Source organism: Pseudarthrobacter sp. MM222 (genome assembly GCF_947090775.1).
Taxonomy (GTDB): Bacteria; Actinomycetota; Actinomycetes; order Actinomycetales; family Micrococcaceae; genus Arthrobacter.
This window is the reverse complement of record NZ_OX352321.1, coordinates 218552-236447: the sequence shown is the minus strand read 5'-3', so window position 1 is coordinate 236447 and position 17896 is coordinate 218552. Positions and strand designations below refer to the sequence as shown.

Sequence of the window (17896 nt, the reverse complement as noted above, 5' to 3'; positions counted from 1 at the left end):
AATGAGCATGTCCGGCGGCCGGGACGAGAGGCTATTTGGCCCGCCGGGGCGGCCCGGCCACAAGCCGGGAGGGCAGTACGCGGGCCGCTGCCGTCAGCAGTTTGTACCGCTTGGCCGGAATCGAGACGGCCTTGCCCCGCTGGTTGCCTGCCAGACCCTCGCGGACCACGCGCTCAGGCTGAAGCCACAGCCAGCGCGGGGCCACCGCCTTGTCCATCCCCATCCGGTCGTGGAACTCGGTGTGGGTGAACCCGGGGCATACCGCCGTGACCCTGACCCCGCGCTTGGCATAGGCAAGGTTGGCCCACCGGGAGAAGCTCACGATCCACGCTTTGGCCGCGGAGTACGTCTCCCGGGGCAGGAACGCCGCCACGCTCGCCACGTTGATGATCCGGCCTGACTGGCGCAGAAGCATTCCCTGCAGCGCGGCGTGCGTAAGCTCCATGGCGGATTCAACGTGCAGCTTGAGATGCCTTTTCTCGTCGGCAATGTCGTTCTCGGCGAAGGAGCCCAGCAGACCCATCCCGGCGTTGTTGACCAGGATCCCCACCGGCCGTGCCGGGTCCGAGAGCCGCGCGACGACGGCGGCCACGCCGGCGTCGTCCGCTAGATCGGCGGCCAGCACCTCGGCGCGGACGCTGAAGCGCCGTTCCAGTTCCTCGGCCTTGGCCTGCAACCGGGCGGTGTCCCGGGCCACCAGGACCACGTCGTGTCCCTGCTCGGCGAGCTGGCGGGCGAACTCCGCACCGATGCCCGCGGTTGCGCCCGTGATCAGGGCGGTGTCAGGGTGCCTCGCGGCGGCAGGGCTCATAGCGGCAGCCTACGCGAAGGGGATGCCCGGTCAGGCGAGGGTCTGGCCTGCGGCAAGTTCATCTTCCGCCGGTCCGTCCGCATCCGCCAGATGCCGGTTCTGCAGCTCTTCGGCGGCGAGCTCATACCAGGTGTGGGCGCCGAAGGAGGGGCTGCTGGTATCCAGGTGGCGGTACAAAGCATCGGCCAGTTGTCCGAGGGCGGCATCGGAGAGCGCGCGGACCGTGGCCGCAGGGTCCAGCGTTCCTTCGAAGTAGTCCGCAAGTTCCAGCCCGTTGATGAGGCTGAGCTCGGACGGAAACGTGCCGGGGCTTTCATCGAGCCCGGAGCTCAGCGGCCCGCCCCGGAAGCCCTCCAGAACCCCCTCGCTCCCGAAATCCAGCGGAACGGTGGCAAGCTCCCCGTCAAGGTCTGCGAGGACTTCGCTCTCGGAGCCGACGTGGAGCAGGCAGATCGGCAACTCGGCGGGCTCATCGAGCGTGAGCCGGAACTGTTCGGCGCCTGTCTGCCCCTCGCTGGCGGCCGCGATGCTACGCAACTGCAGCAGTAACTCGGGGTCCAGGTGCGACGCACCGTGGAGGTCTACCCTGACTTCCGATCCGGGTTGCAGCCGGCCGGTCCGGCGCAAAATGTGCAGCAATGCCGGGAAATCCGCCTGGGTCAGGCAGCCGGTGACTTCGAGAGTCACATGTCCGGGGTTGATATCCACACGGACGAGCACACGCAGTTTATGGTTCACGGGGTTCTCCAAAAGACACGGCCAAGAGCCAACTGCATAACTCTGCTCAAACCTTACGAGTTTGTCGTCCGGCTCACAACCCGGGCGCGGGCGGCGCCGGTCCGGAGATGCCTGGGACCCGCCGTCACGCATCGGGCGGGGGCTGTTCCGGCCAGTCGACGCCCTGATTGTAGGAGTCGTGTTTGCGGAGGTAGCGGTACATGAACGGGCAGTTTGGATTGATCCGCTTCCCCGACGCCACCACATCATCCAGAGCGAAGTGGGCCAGCACTTTCGCAAGCCCGTGTCCCCGGAACTGTTCCGCCGTGTCGGTGTGGACGAATTCCACGTGCCCGGGTTTATCGATGAACCGAATCTCTACTGCCAGCTTGCCGCCGACGTGCAACTCGTAACGGTGCTGGGCATCGTTACGGGTGGTGGAGACGTCTGGGCTGAACGTGTCTTCAGTGGCTGCCGAGTTCTCCGTCATGGTTCGACATTGGCACTTAATGGCGGGCGTGGCAATGGTCCGCCCGGTCCGGCGCCGCGCGCCGGCACGCCTGTCCGGGCCGGGCCCCTGCCCAGCAGCAGGACCGCCAGAGCGAAGCAGGCCGCTCCCCCGCCCAGGAGCCCCAGGGTAAGCCCGTTCAGGGCTGCGTCGGCGACCGGGACGAAGACGACGGCGGCGGCGGTGAGCACCGCGGCCGCCGGGCGGGAGCGCGAAGCGGCCGCCGGCGTCGGACGGTCTTCCAGCCTGCCGAAGAGGACCAGCACCGGCAGGAGCAGAATCACGACCACCATCAGCACGAGCGGCCTGCTCCACCACCACGCGGGGGTTCCCCCCGCTGGCTGGGGGAAGTCAGTGAGCAGCAGCAGGCCCGACATGGCCGCGAGCAGGGGCAGGTGCCAGAGGTAGACGGTCATCGACCGCCGGCCGACGACGGCCATCATCCGGCGCAGCCGGATCGCGGACGCCACCCGCAGGAGCGCCGGCCGGAAAAGCTGCAGCGCGGCGGCCTGCGCAATGGCCAGGAGGAGTAGCGTCAGGTTGGGTGGGTTGAGGTTCACCAGCATGTTTCCGGAGTACAGGCCCAGTGCGACGAGCAGCCCCAGCACAAGGTTGCTGCCCACGAGCAGGCCCGCCAAGGCCGGACGCGTGAGGCCCAGCAGCCTGCCGTCCGCCAGGAAAAAGCCGAGCTGCTGCACTGCGCACCAGAGGAAGACCATGTTGAGGTAGGCCAGCAGGGGAAGTGCCCCGCGCAGGCAATCGACCGTGATGACCAGGCACGCGAGCCCGGCGAGGGTGAGCCGGGGTGCCCGGGCATGCAGCGCGGCGAACATCGGCAGGTTCAGCTGGGCCGCCAGGTAGGCGGCCAGGAACCACAGCGGCATCCCGGCGCCTGTGGCCAGCAGTTGGATGACCTGCACGTCGACCCCGGCCAACCGAGCCCCCCAAAGGCCGGCGAACATGACGGCCAGCAGGACGCTGGCCGGACGGATGAGGCGCAACATCCGTCCCTGGATGAAGTCGACGGCGTTGCCGCCGCGGGCGCGGAGCCTGCGCCAGGACTGCAACCCCGTGATCCCGCCTGCCACGAAGAACAGCGGCATGATCTGGAGGATCCAGACGACGGGCTCGAACCAGCGCTGGTTGCCGAGGGTATTCTCCGTCGTCACCGTGCCGTCAGGATGCAGCTCCGGGCTCACCATCAGGGAGTGGGAGGTGACCACGAGAGCAAGGCAAAAGAACCTGGCGAGGTCGATCACCAGGTCGCGGTCCGGCGTCGCATCCGGGCCGCTGGCTGCTTCCTGCTCTGGAATTTCTCAGCGCTCCACTCCACCCCGTCCGGGGATGGCCCGTTGCCCTGCCTCTATTGTCGGACTTGTCCGGGTGAACTGCCAGCGGCGGCCAAAAGAGGGGCCAGGATCATGGTCTGATCCAGGCCCCTCTCCGGGCGGTCCTGCGTCTGTGCGGGCGCGGTCAGCGGGCCAGCGTGCGCAGGGCGTCCGCGGCGAAGTTGCGGGCGGCGTCGCCCCACTGGCCCAGCAGGGCCTGGAGATTCTCGCCGTCGGCCCGGTGGGCGGAGACCCGCTCCTCGAGCACGGCCAGCACGCCGGTGCGGAGCTCGGTGTTGAAGTTCACCTTGCCGACGTTCATGGCGGCAGCCTTCACCAGTTCCTCCGCCGGAATCCCGGAGGCGCCGTGCAGCACCAGCGGAATGCGGGTCCGCACGGCGATGTCCTGCAGCACGTCCCAGCGGAGCCGGGGTTCGCCCTGGTACTTCCCGTGGACGTTGCCGACGGCCACCGCCAGCAGCTGCGCGCCGGTCCGCGACACGAAGTCCTCCACCTGCCCGGAATCGGTGAGCCCCGCTGCCGGCGCGCTGCCGGCGGCGTCGGCTCCGAAGGCACGGTCTTCGTCACCGGCGAGGCCACCGAGTTCGGCTTCGATCACGACGTCGGCGTTCCCCCGCCCGTCCAGATCCGCACGGACGCTGCGGACCAGTGCGATGTTGTCCTCGTACGGCAACGACGATCCGTCCACGAGCACGGAATCCGCCCCGGCCGCGACGGCGGCCAGGATCAACTCCGGATCGGCGGCGTGGTCGAGCTGGACGGCGATCGGCACGCCGGCGCCGTCGGCGAGGCCGCGGAGGGCTGCGATCAGCCGCGGGCCGTTCGGCGAAGCCGCCGTCTTGGGCGCCACCAGCAGGATGGCGCCGCGGCCGGCCTCCTCGGCCGCGCTGACGACCGCCAGGGCGGTGGTGAAGTCGTAGCAGGTGAAGGCCGGTACCGCGGAGCCCTGCTGCAGGGCGGAGGACACAAGGTGGTCGAGTCGGGCACGCATCAGGCGCTCAGTCCTCCCACTAGGATCCAGGCCACGAAGGTGAGGATGAACCCGGCGAGTCCGAGGATAGTCGTCAGGACCGTCCAGGTCCGCAGGCCGTCGGAGACGGTCAGGCCGTAGTAACGCACGACAGTCCAGAATCCGGCGTCGGTCACGTGGGACAGGCCCAGGGCGCCGAAGCCGATGGCGATCACAATCACGGCGATCTGGGCGGGTGAGTAGCCGCCGCCGGCGACGGCGGACGTCAGCAGGCCGGTGGTGGTGACGATGGCGACCGTGGCCGAACCCTGCGCGGCGCGAAGGGCCAGGGAAATGATGAAGCCAAGGACGATGACGGGCAGGCCTAGGTGGTCCAGTGTCTGGGACAGGGCGGCGCCGATGCCGGAGGTCCGCAGGACCTCACCGAATACACCGCCGGCGGCAACCACCATGAGGATGGACGCGATTGGAGGCAGCGCGCCCTCGAAAATCTCGCCGGTTTCCTTGAGCGACCAGTTGCGGCGGACGGCCAGGAGGAAGAAGGACAGGGCAACGGCCACCAGGAGGGCGAAGAACGGGTTGCCGATGAAGGCCGCCAGGCCGTACCAGCCGTTGTCCTTGGGAATGGTGAGGGTGCCCAGGGTGCCGACCAGGATCTGCACGATCGGAGCGGCGATCAGGAAGATGATCAGGGCCGGACGCGGCGGAGCAATGGCGAGGGCGCCTGGACCGTCATGGCCGACGCGCACCAGGGAGTCTGAACCATATTCGTCCACCTGTGCTTTGACGCCCGGGAGGAGTTCGTAGTCTCTGCGGTTCATAATGCTGGCCACCCAGTAGGACAGGAAGCCGAGCGGGATGCAGATGAGCAGCGAGATGAGGGTGATGAGGCCGATGTCGGCGCCGAACACGCCCGCGCCGGCCACAATGCCGGGGTGCGGCGGAACGGCGACGTGGATGGACAGCATGATGCCGGCCATGGGGAGGCCGAATTTGACCGGGTGCACGTTGGCGATCTTCGCGAAGGCGTAAACGATCGGCACGAGCACGATGATGCCCACCTCGAAGAACACCGGGATTGCCACGAGGAAGCCGACGGCCGTGAGGGCAACCGCCACCCGCCGGGCGCCAAGCTTCGCGGTGAAGTGGGCGGCGAGTGACTGGACGCCGCCGGAGACCTCGATCATCCGGCCAAGAACCGCGCCCAGCGCGATCAGCAGGGCCACCTTGCCCATGGTTCCGCCCACGCCGTTGGCCACCACGGTGAACACGTCCTTAAGCGGGATCTGGGAGGCCACGGCCACCAGGATGCTGACGGTAAGCAGGGCCACGAAAGCCTGGATCTTGAAGCGGATGATCATCACCAGCAGGAGGGCGATGCCTATGGCTGCGATGGTGAGCAGCAGCGGGGTGCCCAGCTCCACGGCGGGTTTGATGACGGGCGCGTCTGCGGCGCGCACCGCCAGGGAGTTAATCAGGGGGTGCATCAGGGAGTGTCTCCTTTGACAGGAAAGTCGTCCGACGAGTCAGTCGTCGGGATCAGGGCGGGCAGGGTCCGGCGACGGCGGAGGGGGGACCGCCGTCGTCGGAGGCATCAGGGGTCTACTGGGCGGTGCGCTTGGTGGGGGCGATGACTTTGATGACGGCGGAGTCGTCGGCGGCGGCGAGCCCCTGGGCCTGGCCGAGGAGGTAGAGCTGTTCGGCGGCGGCGGCCACGGGGGCGGCGAGCCCTGCGGCGCGGGTGGCCTTGCCGACGATGCCCATGTCCTTGACGAAGATGTCCAGGCGGCTGAGGACCTCGGCGCCGTCTTCGGTGTAGGCCTCCAGGATCCGCGGGCCCCGGTTGGAGAGCATGAAGGAGCCTGCGGCACCGGCTTCGAGGGCGGCGAGGGTTTTGGCCTGGTCAAGGCCGAGGGCATCGGCGAGGGCCATGGCCTCGGCCGCGGCGGCGATGTGGATCCCGCAGAGGAGCTGGTTGACGGTCTTGAGGGCCTGGCCGTCGCCGGGCCTGTCGCCGACGACGGTGAGGGTGGAGGCGAGCAGCTCCAGGACCGGGCGGGCAGTTTCCAGGGCGGCAGGCTCGGCGCCGACGACGATCAGCAGGTCCCCTTCACCGGCGCGCTTGGGTCCGCCGGAGAGCGGCGCGTCCACCAGGGCCACGTCGAATTCCGCGAGGCGGGCGACAGTTGCCGGGATGGCTTCCGTGCCCACGGTGCTGCCAAGGACCACGACGGCGCCCGGCTTCAGCACGGAGGCGACGCCGTTCTCGCCGAAGAGGACGTCGTCGAGCTGTTCGCCGTTGCGCACCGCGAGCAGCAGGGCGTCGGCGCCCTCGGCGGCTTCCCGGGCCGAGGTGAAGGTCCGGATGCCGGCCTCTTCAGCCAGCTTCAGGCGCGGCTCGGCGATGTCGAAGCCGTGGACGGTCAGCTGGGTGGCAAGGCGGGTGGCCATCGGCAGGCCCATGGCGCCGAGGCCGAGGACGGTGACTGTGTACTGTGCGGTCATGGTTTTTCTCCGTTGAAGGCGTATCTGTCGGGAAGGCGTCGGGATCAGAAGGTGTTGCTGAGTTTGCGGGTGACCTGGGCCAGGGACTCGTCGTCGCCGACGTTTCCGGCGAAGACGATGTACGGGATGCCCTTTGCGGGCCCGTCCACCGGTTCCCAGAGGCTCACGATGCCCGGCAGCATGGGTCCGCGGACGATCCCGTGCCGGATCTCCAGGCCGTGGGCGGCGACGTCCGAGGAGGTGATGCCGCCCTTGGCGATGACGAACCGCGGCGGGAAGGTTTTGAGCGTGCGGTTGACGACGGCGACGACGGCGGCCGAGACGGTGCGTGCGATCCGCAGGCTCTCTGCGGCGTCGTCGGTCTTGATGAGCAGGCGGCTGGTGTGGACGATGACGTCGCCGCCGTGCAGGGCAGCGACGACCGTGTCCACGGTCTGGTCCAGGTGGTCCGCGGCGTTGGCGCCGAGCAGCTTCTCGACGTCGATTTCCACGATCCGGGCGGCGCCGTGCTGCTCGGTGAGGACCTTGAGCTGGCGGGTCGTGACGCCGACGTGGGAGCCAACGACGATCAGGCCGCCGGCCTCGGACGGGGTGTTGCCGGCGTAGGCTTCCGCACCGCTGAGCTCGGAACGGATCTCCTGCCCGATCCGGGCGCGGACGAACGGCGGGCCGACGCGGTAGAGGAGCTTCTTGCCGCGGCGCTCGGCTTCCTCCAGGCCCAGGGCAAGGGCGCGGAGGTCGTTTTCGGTGACGATGTCCGCGACGATCGGGGTGGATTCCGTGGCCGCGCCGATGGCATCTGCTATCGCCTTGGCGGAGCGCTGCGGGTCCGCGGAGGTGCCGTCCGTCGCGGCACCGGCGCGGATGATGTTCAAATCCAGCACGATCACGGAGTCCGCAGCGAAGCGGCCCTGGGACTTTTCCTCCACATATTTGGCCATCTCGGAGTTGGCGAACCCGAAGCTGGCGTCCTTGGCGAATTCGGTCTCGGCAACGGGGGTGAGCTTGCCGGCGTCGACGCCGGTGCCGCGCATGTAGTGAACGCCGCCGATGGTGACGCGGCCGGCGTCGGGGAACGCGGGGACGATCACGACGCCGTCTGTTGCTTCGCCGCTGACTGCAGCGACCGTGGCGGCAATGACGTCGGGTTCCAGCGGGTAGTGCCCGCGCAGGGTGGAGTCGCTACGGCTGACGAAGCTCAGGCGAAGCCCGGAACCGGGATTGTCAGCTGCCGCGGCGGCTGCCGTCAGGGCGTTCCGGACGACTTCCTCGTTGCGGGCTGCCGCCTCGGCCGGGTCCAGGCTGCGGGTATTCGTGAGCACATAGACCGCCCGGGGGCGCTGGCCCTCGATCTCATGGGCGAACGCCCAGGCGAAGTCAGCCGGCTCCCAGCGGGTCAACACGGGCAGGTTCGCGACGGACTGCGTGCCGGTGGGGTCGTCATCAAGGACCACCAGGATCCGGGGAACGTCCTGGGATGAGGCGGCCACGCTGTCGGCCACCAGGCGGGCGGGGATTTGTACCTCGGCCGGGAAGGCGGCGAGCACATCTGCTTCAAGGGGCACTTTGCACTCCATTGTGTGTGTTGATCTGCGGCAGGTCCGCAGTCGAGCTATTTGTAAGATGTCTGACATCTTATGTCCGAGTGATAGTGTGTCATAAGGCACAAAGGCGCGCAAGTAGACTGTGCTCCGAGCGGGAACATCACGCAAGACCAAGTCGCTGGACGGGGAATATTGGCTAGGAAATCGTTGGTCGGAGTGGTGGCGGACGAACTGCTGGACCGGATCATTGCCGGGGAGTTTCCGCCGGGAACAAGCGTCCCCGGCGAACTCGAGCTAAGCGCGCGGCACGAGGTCAGCCGGATGACCGTGCGGGAGGCCATGAAAACGCTGGAGGCCCAGCGCATCCTCAGCGTGGAGCGGGGCCGGGGAACGTTCGTGAACCCGCTGAACCGTTGGGCATCCCTGGAGGCCGTCCTGCGGGCAGCCTCGGAGGGGAAGAACGATGCCTCTGCGGCCGTCCAGCTGATCGAACTCCGCCGGATGCTGGAAAGCGGCGCCTGCGAACTGGCCGCGGCCCGGATCGGCGACGCCGACCTCGCGAGTCTCTACGGGCACTTGGAGGCCATGCGCGCCGCCCACGGCAGCAACGACCTCGCGGTTTTCGTGGAGGCGGACCTGGCGTTCCACGACCTCATCCTCAAAGCCTCCGAAAACGTCTTTGCCGCAGTGCTGTTCGAACCCCTGCACCGGATCCTGGAGAAGCGCCGCACCGAGACCTCGAAGGTGCCGGATATCCAGGAGCATGCCATCTGGCACCATCAGCAGATCGCGGACGCCCTGGCCTCACGGGATCCGCACCGCGCCCGCGACGCCATGGACGCCCACATGCAGCAGACGCTCGACGACCTCAAGAGCTACGTCCTCAAGGTGCGTTCCGCCTAGGCGGCACTCCGAGCCTGCGGCGGTGTTTATAGGTCCTTAGGACCTACCGAACCCCGGAATACCGGCGTATTGCTAATAATGTGAATGCGGCCCGTTTCTTCGATTCCGGCGCCGGCCATCCCGTCGCCCCAGACCGCATCAGGGGCCACCCCCCGGGTGCAGGGAGCGCAGGGCCTTGGGGCCGGTACGTTGCGATGGGCGACTCATTCACCGCGGGTATTGGGGACCCCGAGCCGCGCAGCCCCGGGGGCATCAGGGGCTGGGCGGACCGTATTGCCGAAGAGCTGAGTGCCGGACGGAGGGACTTCGCCTACGCCAATCTCGCCGTCAGCGGCCTGGTGATGCGGCAGATCCTGGACCAGCAGCTGGGGCCGGCCGTCGCGTTGAAGCCTGACCTCGTCACCCTGTCCGCCGGTGGCAATGACCTGGTTTTTCACCGCAGCGACCCGGACCGGCTGGCCGCAATGCTGGACGCCGGCGTGGGCATGCTCAGCGCCACGGGAGCGACCATCGTCCTGTTCACCGGCCCGGACTGGGGCGACACTCCGTTGTTCAGCCATATCCGGGGCAAAGTGGCGGTGTTTAACGAAAACATCCGGACAATCGCGGCGCGCCACAACGGTGTGATCGCTGACCTCTGGACGCTGCGCCAACTCTCGGATCCGCAAATGTGGGATCCGGACCGCCTGCATTTCTCACCGTTGGGCCACCACACCATCGCCGCAATGGTCCTGGACACCTTGGATGTAACGCACAGCCTGCTGCCGCTGCAACCCAAACCGCTCCCGGTCGGCAGCTGGCGGGACAACAGGGCAGGTGACGTCGTCTGGTTCGCCAACTATCTGCTGCCCTGGCTGGTGCGCCGCGTCCGCCCCGGGGGCGACGGCGTGCCGCTGGCCGCGAAGCGCCCGCAGCCGGGCCCGGTTGTCCCGTCCGCAGGCCCCCTCCCCGCACCCCTAGTCCAGCCGCGCTCTGTCGGCTAATCTGCAGGAACGGCCCGCAGCCGGGCATCGAGGACGATCACGAGGAGCGAAGTTGCCTAATCACACTTACAGCATTTCTGAAATTGTCGGAACCTCGAATGAGGGCGTTGATGCGGCCGTCCGCAACGGCATCTCCGAGGCGGCAAAGACACTGCGCAACCTCGACTGGTTTGAAGTGAAGGAAATCCGCGGTCATCTCGAAAACGGCGAAGTGGCCGACTGGCAGGTGACCATCAAGCTCGGGTTCCGCCTGGAGCGCTGAGGTCCGCGGCCGGGGCGCGGCTGGGGCGCTGCCGGGGAGCGCGCCGCAACCTGGTGGCCGGCCCACCGAAGGACGACGCCATGCAATACACGCAGCTGGGCCGCTCCGGCCTGAAAGTCTCCCGGCTCTGCCTTGGCACCGTGAACTTCGGGCCGCAGACCGGCGAACCAGCCGCGCACTCCATGATGAACGCGGCCCTGGATTCCGGCATCAGCTTCTTCGACACCGCCAACGTCTACGGCGGCAGCGGCCGCCGTGCGCCCGGCGTGCCGCTCGACGCCGATGCTCTCAAGCGGCTGGACGAAATCTTCCCGGGTCACCGGAGCGCACCGGAGGACTACACGTGGTGAACTCCGCAGCGGGGACCCGGAGACGGGGCCGTCCAGCCTGTTTTCGGCCGGAAATACACATTGCCGGCTGGTGCGGCAAGATATTCCGCGATGCTCAAGTGGCAATTTTTTAGTAAGCATGATTAGTATTGAGGCAGAAGGATGAAGCGCACCCGGCAACCCGGGTGTCTCCTCAATGAAAGAAGAAGGAACAATAAAATGGGTTTTCTCGGATTTCTGCTTCTGGGTCTTATCGCTGGTGCGATTGCTAAGGCAATCCTCCCGGGCCGTCAGGGCGGTGGCATCATCATCACGCTGATCCTCGGCGTTGTTGGCGCACTCCTTGGTGGTTTTATTGGCAGCGCGCTCTTCGGTGTGGGTCTCAACGAGTTCTTCTCGCTGTCCACCTGGCTGCTGGCCATCGGCGGTGCGATCATCGTCCTGCTGGTTTACGGCATGATCACCAAGCGTTCAGCCCGCTAAAGCTGAACGCGACCGGAAACCGGTCCCGGGATTTTTTCCTGGGGCCGGTTTTTTGGCACACGGCATGACTTCCTATTCACTGACACCACCAAAGAGCAGGAGTACAGCATGAAAGGCAAATTTCTTTTCGGCACCGGAATAGCCGCGGGCTACGTTCTCGGATCACGGTCCGGACGTGCAGCCTACGAAAAGCTGAAATCCCGGGCGGCGGCCCTGTGGGAAAGCAAGCCGGTCCAGGACAAGATCACCGCCGCTTCGGAGGCTGTGAAGGAAAAGGCGCCCGAGGTGTCGGAGCAGCTGACCGAGGCCGCCCGGCGGGCCGGCACCGTAATCGGCTCGGCCGTCCGTCGGGAGGACTCCCGCAGCGGGGCGGCCAAAACTCCCGGTGACGGATCCACCACGGCTGCCGCCGATGGCGGGACCATTCCGGCGCACAGCACGCATCCGGAAACGGTGAACCTGGGAACCACGTCATCCGCAACTGCCCGTGACGTCGAGTCGGATCCTGCCCTGAACGACCGGACCGGCCAGGACTGGTCGGACGAGGGCGGCGCGACGCCCGGCGGGGCCGCGGCGAACGTCAACCCGGACAAGACAGCCTAGAATCTGCCGATGACCACCGTGGCGTCCAGTTCCTCGGAGCTGGCCACCCGTGCGGTCAACCCGTTAGCCAGGAACAGGTCCACGGTCAGCGGCGCCTGCCGCCGGCTCGTTTCAACCAGCAGGTGGCCGCCCGGCGCCAGCCATTGCGGCGCCGCGGCGGCCACCCGTCGTTGCACGTCCAGCCCGTCAGCACCACCGTCCAGGGAGATCAGCGGCTCGTGCAGGCGGGCTTCCTGCGGCATGCTCGGGATCCCCGCGGACGGCACGTAGGGCGCATTTACCGCCAGCACTTCGACGCGTCCGCGCAGCCGGGCCGGCAGCGGACCATACAGATCGCCCTCGTAGACCTCCCCTCCGTGCGGGAGCAGGTTCCGGCGGGCGCAGCGGACCGCGGCCGCATCGATGTCCGAGGCGTGCAGCTCCACCGGACCTGCCCGCACCGCGAGCGCCGCGCCGACTGCCCCCGAACCGCAGCACAGGTCGACGACGACAGGCGGACGGGCGCCGCCGGATGGGGAAAACGGTGGCCGGGATGCCCGCAGCAGCAGGGCTGCCTGCTCTACCAGGTACTCGGTGCGCCGGCGCGGGACGAAGACGCCGGTATCCACGCCGATCCGCAGCCCGCAGAACTCCGCCCAACCCAAAAGGTGCTCAAGCGGCACCCCGTTGCCCCGCCGTTCCACGAGGGCATCAAGCTGCCCGGTGGACGTCGCGGAGGCGGTCAGTAACCGGGCTTCTTCCTCGGCGAAGACGCAGCCGGCAGCGCGGAGCCTCGCAGCGAGCGAGGCGATGAGGGCCGGGTCCCTGCGGGAAGGGGGAAATTGGGACACCGTTGATCCCGTCATGGCAATGCCCCTTTCCGCTCCTGGTGCTCGGGACCCCATGCTATCGAAGTGGCAGGATGGCACCATGGCATTCGAATCTGTGGCTTCCGCCCCGAGCACTCCCGAACGGACTTCCCCCGAAGCGGCGGAGGACCTCATCTGGACCGGCAGTTACACCGCGGACAAAGGCGGCCAGGCCGAGGGCATCGGAGCCGTCCGGGCCGCGCGTGACGGTACGCTGCGCTGGCTGGGCCTCGCGGCCAAGGCGGATTCACCGTCCTTCCTTGCGGCGCACCCCTCGCTTCCTGTGGTCTACGCGGTGGGCGAGCAGGCCCGGACCCTCCGCGCGTACCGCCGGGCCGGCGCGTTCGGCCTCGATCCGGCTGGCCCCGCCTGGCCGACGGGGGAAGCCCCGTGCCACGTCGCCGTCGACCCGCAGGGACGCTACCTCACCGTGACCTGCTGGGGAGATGGGCGGGTGCTGCTTTTTGAACTGGACGACGACGGCGGCATTGCGGCAGTGTTCGGCGCTGCCGCCTCAACCGAGCCGGACCGGCCCAGCCGGGCTCACTCGAGCCTGACGCTGGCGGACGGGCGCGTGATGACGACGGATCTGGGGCATGATCTGCTGCGGGTCTGGAATTACGTTCCCGGCGCGGGCCTGGCCCTGGACCATGAAGTCGCCCTGCCGCACGGCTGCGGCCCCCGCCATCTGGCCCAGCACGCCAGCGGCAGCGTCTTCGTGGTGACCGAGTACTCGGTCGAAGTGGCCGTCGTACAGCGGTCGGCGGCCACCGGGACCTTCCGGCTGGCCGGCGTCGGACCGGCCACCCAAGCCGGCGCCCTGCCCGGGGACTCAGCCGCCGAGATTGCCTTGGCCTCGGACGGCAGGCACGCCTACGTGGGCGTGCGCGGCTCCAACCGGATGAGCGTCCTGCAGGTCGGGGCGGACGGCACTTCCTTGCAGCCGCTGGCGGATTTCCCCAGCGGGGGCGACTGGCCCCGCCATCACCTGGTCCGGGAGGGCTGGCTGCATGTGGCCCACGAACGTTCCCACGACCTAGTGACGTTCCCGCTCGACCCGGACAGCGGCCTCCCCGGTGAGCCTACCCATCGGCTGGCGCTGGCCTCGCCGACGGCCCTGGTGCCCGCCGCCCGCAACCCCTAGCGGAGGACATGCCCATCCCTCGCATCCAGGAATGGGCACAACGGCAGTATGCCCAACCGTGGCGGTGAACTGGTCCCCGAAAGTTGGACTGGTTGGTAGAGCCTAGGCTGCGAGGGCTTGAGAACGGTATTGCGCCGGGCTCAGGCCCTTGAGCTTTGTTGAGATTCTTTCGGTGTTGTACCAGTGGATGTACGTGTGCAACGCCGCTGCCAAGGCGTCGGTGCTGATGAACCGGACGTGGTGGAAGAGCTCTTCCTTGAGGTGGCCGAAGAAGTTCTCCATCACCGCGTTGTCGTAGCAGTTGCCCTTGCGGGACATCGATTGGACCGCGCCGGCACCCTCCAGAAGAACGCGCCAGGACACGTGCTGGTATTGGAAACCCTGGTCCGAATGCACGAGCGGTTTCTGCCCATCCTCGAGCGTGTTCAGGGCCCGGCGCAGCGAGGTGTTGGTCAGTTCCAGGGTCGGGGACGAGCTGATCGAATGGGAGATGATCTGCCGGTCGAAGAGGTCCATGACCGGTGAGAGGTAGAGCTTCCGGTCCCCGACGCTGAACTCGGTCACATCCGTCACCCACTTCTGGTTGGGTTCATCGGCCTCGAACCGGCGGTTCAGGACGTTCGGGGCAATCCTGCCCTGCTCGCCCTGGTAGGAGTTGTAGCGTTTCTTCCTTCGGACCTTGCAGACCAGCCGGAGCACACGCATGAGTTTCAGCACGGTCTTCTTCGCGACCGTCCACCCTTGCCTGGCCAGTTCAGTGTGGATGCGGCGATGCCCGTAGCGGCCATGGTTCTTCTCGAAGATCTCTGTGACCGCGGCTTTGATCGCCGCTTGCGGATCGGGGGCCTGGAGGCGGGCCTGGTGGTAGAAGAACGTGGACCGGGCCAGGCCGGCGGCCTGCAGCAGCACCGCAAGGGGGAAGTCCGCCTTGAGGGCGATGAGGGTCTGAACCTTCACCGTCGTTCCTGCGCCCTCAAGGCCCGCAATTTTCCCAGGTAGGCCACCTCCGCCCGGAGCCGTTCGTTCTCCCGGCGCAGCCGTTCCAGCTCGGGCAGCTCCGCCGACGGCGGGGAATCGGGTTCCCTGGGCCTGCTTTTAGGCTTCGGCCGCAAGGCGTCCGGGCCCTCGCGACGATAGGCAGCCGCCCAGTTTTTGAGTAACCCGGACGAGGACAGGCCAGCCTCCGCCGCGAGATCCTGGGCGGTCTCGCCCGCGATGAACCGTTCGACTAATGCGAGCTTGAGTTCGAACGAATACACCTGTTTCGTCGGCTTGGCCACCAGCGCTCCTCGACCATGGATCCTCCACCGCAGATAGAGAAGCTGGACCGGCGAGTGCGACACACCCAACAGCCGCGCAGCCGCTTTATCCGCGATGCCCTTCTCAAACCACGCTACAGCGGCCTCGCGCTGAACTTCGGATAACGGACTACGTACATGCATAAAACTGCTCCCCGGGAGTCGGAACTGAATTTCTCAGTCCAACTTCCGGGGAGCAGTTCACGGCGGGCGGAGGGCATGTCCCCCGGCGCCACCCTCGAAACGCCCGCACCCATAGCCCCGCGGCAAGCTCAGGCCCCGGACGTGGTCCACGCCAGCAGGCGTTCCAGCGGCCAGGTGGTGATGATCCGGTCCGCGGGGACACCGTTGGCTGCGGCCCGCTCCGCCCCGTACTGGAGGAAATCGAGCTGGCCCGGGGCATGGGCGTCGCTGTCAATGCTGAACAGACATCCGGCGTCGAGGGCCAACTGGATCAGCCGGTCCGGCGGGTCCTGTCGTTCCGGCCTCGAATTGATCTCCACTGCCACGTTGTTTTCCGCGCAGGCGGCAAATACGGTCTCCGCGTCGAACTCGGACTCGGGGCGGGTCCCCCTCGACCCCTGGAGCAGCCGGCCGGTGCAGTGTCCCAGCACATTGGTGTGCGGGTCGGTGATGCCCCCGAGCATGCGCCGGGTCATGGTGCGCTTGTCGGAGCGGAGCTTCGAATGGACGCTCGCCACCACAACGTCCAGCGCTGAGAGCATCTCCGCCGTCTGGTCCAGGCTGCCGTCCTCCAGGATGTCGACCTCGATGCCCCTGAGGAGCCGGAACTCCCCCGCACCGCCGTCGTTGATCCCCGCAACGACGGTTAGCTGCTCGGTCAGTCGCTCGGAACTTAGGCCGTTCGCGATCTTGAGGTTCGGCGAATGGTCCGTCAGGGCCAGGTACTCGCGGCCCAGCAGCTGCGCGGCATCCACCATGAGCTCGATCGGCGATCCTCCGTCGGACCAGTCGCTGTGGCTGTGCAGATCCCCCCGAAGCAAGCCCAGCAGCTCGCCGCCGCCTTCCGCCAGTGGTTGGGAGCCCCGGCTGCGCAGTCCGGCCAGATACTCGGGCACTTCACCGTCGAGGGATTCCTGAATGACCTGAAAGGTCCGGTCACCGATCCCCTTCATCCGCTTGAGCCGGCCGTCCCGCGCCCGCGTCGCGAGCTCCTCCGGCTCGACCGCGGCAATAATTGCGGCCGCCTTCCGGAACGCCTGCACCTTGAAGGTGGGGGCAAGCTCGCGTTCGAGCCAGAATGCAATCTCATTGAGGGCGTCAACGGGGTTCATGGCACCATCTTGCACTACGGACCCCGGCCGGGTCTGTGTCGCAGCTTGGGCGGTGGCCGAGCGTCTGCAAGACTTGACCGGGCCGGGGCCTGATCCGGCAGTTGAACTACGTCGCGGGTCTGCTGGGGGCCACCTACGGCAGCTTGGGAATCGGTCAAATATGGTCCTACTCGACAGGTCAACGCTCATGGTGGTCTTCGCCGTCATGACGCTGACCATGCTCGCGCTCTTCTACTTCGACACCTATCGGAGAAACCGGGCCCCGTTTGCCGGCTGGTGGTGCGTCGCCGTCGGCTCATTCTTCTGCGCCGCCGCCTTTTACTACCTGGGTGAATCCGGGGCCATGGCTTGGGCAACGAGCGTTGGAAACGGGGTCATGGTGCTCGGTTCCGGCTGTGTCTGGGCCGGCGCCCGGTCCCTCTCCGGACGGCGCGTCCGGCCCTGGCTGCTGGCTCTCCCGTCCGCGGCGGCATGGGCGGTGGCCTTCGCGGCCCGCCTAGCGGGCGACACCAGGATCGGCAGCATCGTACTTCTGGCGATGATGGGCGCGGCTATCGGGCTGGCCTCTTTCGAGTTGCGGCGCGAACGGGCGACCTCCTGGCACCTGGTCCGTTCGCTCGCCATCGCCACAGCCGTGTGCGCCGCCTACTACCTCAGCCGGATGGCCGGACTGGCCATTCTGGGACCGGAAAGCGCACTGTTCCAGCTGCTTTTCGGAACCGGCGTCACCCTCCTGATGGCAATGGTTCTGCTGGTGGTGGTCTCCTCCAGCATCACGGCCCTGAACAATGCCCGCCGGACCGAGGACCTGAAGGAACTGGCCTCCCGCGACGCCCTCACCGGCCTCCTGAACCGCCGCGGATTCCTGCAGCAGGCGCAACAACAGCTCCGCTACAACCTCGACGCCGGCATCGACTCGACGGTTGTCATGGCGGACCTGGACCGCTTCAAGGCGATCAACGACAGTTTCGGCCACGATGCGGGCGACGGCGTCATCCGCGCCTTCAGCGACGCCTGCCGGACCGCGATGCGGACAGCCGACCTGGTGGGACGCTACGGCGGCGAAGAATTTGCCCTGCTGCTCACCGGAGTGGACGCCCAGGAGGCGGTCCGCATCGCAGACCGGATCAACCGGTCCCTCGCCGAACACAGCTCCCTGCCTGAGGGCGCACCGCAACCCACTGCGAGTTTCGGGATCGTTGACACCCGGACCCGGAGCACCGGACTCCAGCGGCTGATCCGGGAAGCGGACAGTGCGCTGTACGAGGCGAAGGCCGCGGGCCGCAACCGCGCCGTCGTCGGCCTCACCCTGACAGGCAACGACGTCCACTGAGCCGCCACCGG

Annotated in this window: 19 protein-coding genes and 1 pseudogene; 8 read left to right on the top strand and 12 right to left on the bottom strand. The window is 67.5% G+C overall.

Annotated elements, in window-relative coordinates:
- Positions 1 to 31: 31 nt before the first annotated feature.
- The 8 genes from OM977_RS01175 to OM977_RS01140 all read right to left on the bottom strand — a co-directional run bounded on the left by OM977_RS01175 (position 32) and on the right by OM977_RS01140 (position 8425).
- A complete protein-coding gene (locus tag OM977_RS01175) occupies positions 32 to 811 on the bottom strand; it encodes an SDR family NAD(P)-dependent oxidoreductase (RefSeq protein WP_264355742.1) in 780 nt (259 codons plus the stop codon).
- 30 nt (positions 812 to 841) lie between these two features.
- Positions 842 to 1549 (bottom strand): hypothetical protein, encoded by a 708-nt coding sequence (locus OM977_RS01170; RefSeq protein ID WP_264355741.1) that lies wholly within the window; start codon positions 1547 to 1549, stop codon positions 842 to 844.
- A 124-nt stretch (positions 1550 to 1673) separates the two neighbouring features.
- Positions 1674 to 2018, bottom strand: coding sequence for a GNAT family N-acetyltransferase (locus OM977_RS01165; protein WP_264355740.1), 345 nt, complete (start codon positions 2016 to 2018; stop codon positions 1674 to 1676).
- On the bottom strand, positions 2015 to 3259 hold the full coding sequence (locus OM977_RS01160; RefSeq protein WP_264355739.1) for an acyltransferase family protein: 1245 nt from the start codon (positions 3257 to 3259) through the stop codon (positions 2015 to 2017). The genes OM977_RS01165 and OM977_RS01160 overlap by 4 nt, the downstream gene beginning before the upstream one ends.
- Before the next feature lie 250 nt (positions 3260 to 3509).
- A complete protein-coding gene (locus OM977_RS01155) occupies positions 3510 to 4376 on the bottom strand; it encodes a class II fructose-bisphosphate aldolase (RefSeq protein ID WP_264355738.1) in 867 nt (288 codons plus the stop codon).
- Positions 4376 to 5842, bottom strand: a complete 1467-nt coding sequence (locus OM977_RS01150) for a GntP family transporter (protein WP_264355737.1) — start codon at positions 5840 to 5842, stop codon at positions 4376 to 4378. The genes OM977_RS01155 and OM977_RS01150 overlap by 1 nt, the downstream gene beginning before the upstream one ends.
- Positions 5843 to 5957: 115 nt before the next feature.
- Positions 5958 to 6860, bottom strand: coding sequence for an NAD(P)-dependent oxidoreductase (locus OM977_RS01145; RefSeq protein ID WP_264355736.1), 903 nt, complete (start codon positions 6858 to 6860; stop codon positions 5958 to 5960).
- A gap of 44 nt (positions 6861 to 6904) precedes the next feature.
- Positions 6905 to 8425 carry a four-carbon acid sugar kinase family protein gene (locus tag OM977_RS01140; protein ID WP_264355735.1) on the bottom strand — a complete coding sequence of 507 codons (1521 nt, stop codon included), beginning with the start codon at positions 8423 to 8425 and terminating at the stop codon, positions 6905 to 6907.
- 171 nt (positions 8426 to 8596) lie between these two features.
- Between OM977_RS01140 and OM977_RS01135 the strand changes: the two genes are divergently transcribed.
- The 6 genes and pseudogenes from OM977_RS01135 to OM977_RS01110 all read left to right on the top strand — a co-directional run bounded on the left by OM977_RS01135 (position 8597) and on the right by OM977_RS01110 (position 11967).
- Positions 8597 to 9307 carry a FadR/GntR family transcriptional regulator gene (locus OM977_RS01135; RefSeq protein ID WP_264355734.1) on the top strand — a complete coding sequence of 237 codons (711 nt, stop codon included), beginning with the start codon at positions 8597 to 8599 and terminating at the stop codon, positions 9305 to 9307.
- 194 nt (positions 9308 to 9501) lie between these two features.
- Positions 9502 to 10290: an SGNH/GDSL hydrolase family protein gene (locus OM977_RS01130; RefSeq protein ID WP_264355733.1), complete on the top strand. Its 789-nt coding sequence runs from the start codon at positions 9502 to 9504 to the stop codon at positions 10288 to 10290.
- A gap of 52 nt (positions 10291 to 10342) precedes the next feature.
- Complete coding sequence (locus OM977_RS01125) at positions 10343 to 10552, top strand: dodecin (protein ID WP_264355732.1); 210 nt, start codon at positions 10343 to 10345, stop codon at positions 10550 to 10552.
- Positions 10553 to 10632: 80 nt separating this feature from the next.
- Positions 10633 to 10809 (top strand): annotated as a pseudogene (locus OM977_RS19635) (aldo/keto reductase); the annotation flags it as partial.
- Positions 10810 to 11100: 291 nt separating this feature from the next.
- Positions 11101 to 11364 (top strand): GlsB/YeaQ/YmgE family stress response membrane protein, encoded by a 264-nt coding sequence (locus OM977_RS01115; protein ID WP_264355730.1) that lies wholly within the window; start codon positions 11101 to 11103, stop codon positions 11362 to 11364.
- A 108-nt stretch (positions 11365 to 11472) separates the two neighbouring features.
- The gene (locus OM977_RS01110) at positions 11473 to 11967 is read left to right on the top strand and encodes a hypothetical protein (RefSeq protein ID WP_264355729.1); all 495 of its coding nucleotides are present in this window, start codon (positions 11473 to 11475) and stop codon (positions 11965 to 11967) included.
- Here the strand turns inward: OM977_RS01110 and OM977_RS01105 are convergent.
- A complete protein-coding gene (locus tag OM977_RS01105; RefSeq protein WP_264355728.1) occupies positions 11964 to 12812 on the bottom strand; it encodes a putative protein N(5)-glutamine methyltransferase in 849 nt (282 codons plus the stop codon). The genes OM977_RS01110 and OM977_RS01105 overlap by 4 nt on opposite strands.
- A 64-nt stretch (positions 12813 to 12876) precedes the next feature.
- Between OM977_RS01105 and OM977_RS01100 the strand changes: the two genes are divergently transcribed.
- Positions 12877 to 13959, top strand: coding sequence for a lactonase family protein (locus OM977_RS01100; protein ID WP_264355727.1), 1083 nt, complete (start codon positions 12877 to 12879; stop codon positions 13957 to 13959).
- 102 nt (positions 13960 to 14061) lie between these two features.
- On the opposite strand, the gene OM977_RS01095 is transcribed toward OM977_RS01100, so the two are convergent.
- The 3 genes from OM977_RS01095 to OM977_RS01085 all read right to left on the bottom strand — a co-directional run bounded on the left by OM977_RS01095 (position 14062) and on the right by OM977_RS01085 (position 16552).
- Positions 14062 to 14868 carry an IS3 family transposase gene (locus tag OM977_RS01095; RefSeq protein WP_442960739.1) on the bottom strand — a complete coding sequence of 269 codons (807 nt, stop codon included), beginning with the start codon at positions 14866 to 14868 and terminating at the stop codon, positions 14062 to 14064.
- A 44-nt stretch (positions 14869 to 14912) separates the two neighbouring features.
- Positions 14913 to 15239 (bottom strand): helix-turn-helix domain-containing protein, encoded by a 327-nt coding sequence (locus OM977_RS01090; protein WP_264355500.1) that lies wholly within the window; start codon positions 15237 to 15239, stop codon positions 14913 to 14915.
- A 290-nt stretch (positions 15240 to 15529) separates the two neighbouring features.
- On the bottom strand, positions 15530 to 16552 hold the full coding sequence (locus OM977_RS01085; RefSeq protein WP_264355726.1) for a PHP domain-containing protein: 1023 nt from the start codon (positions 16550 to 16552) through the stop codon (positions 15530 to 15532).
- A gap of 160 nt (positions 16553 to 16712) precedes the next feature.
- Here OM977_RS01085 and OM977_RS01080 point away from each other — a divergent pair, with 160 nt between their 5' ends.
- Positions 16713 to 17885: a GGDEF domain-containing protein gene (locus OM977_RS01080; RefSeq protein WP_264355725.1), complete on the top strand. Its 1173-nt coding sequence runs from the start codon at positions 16713 to 16715 to the stop codon at positions 17883 to 17885.
- The last annotated feature ends 11 nt before the right edge of the window (positions 17886 to 17896 follow it).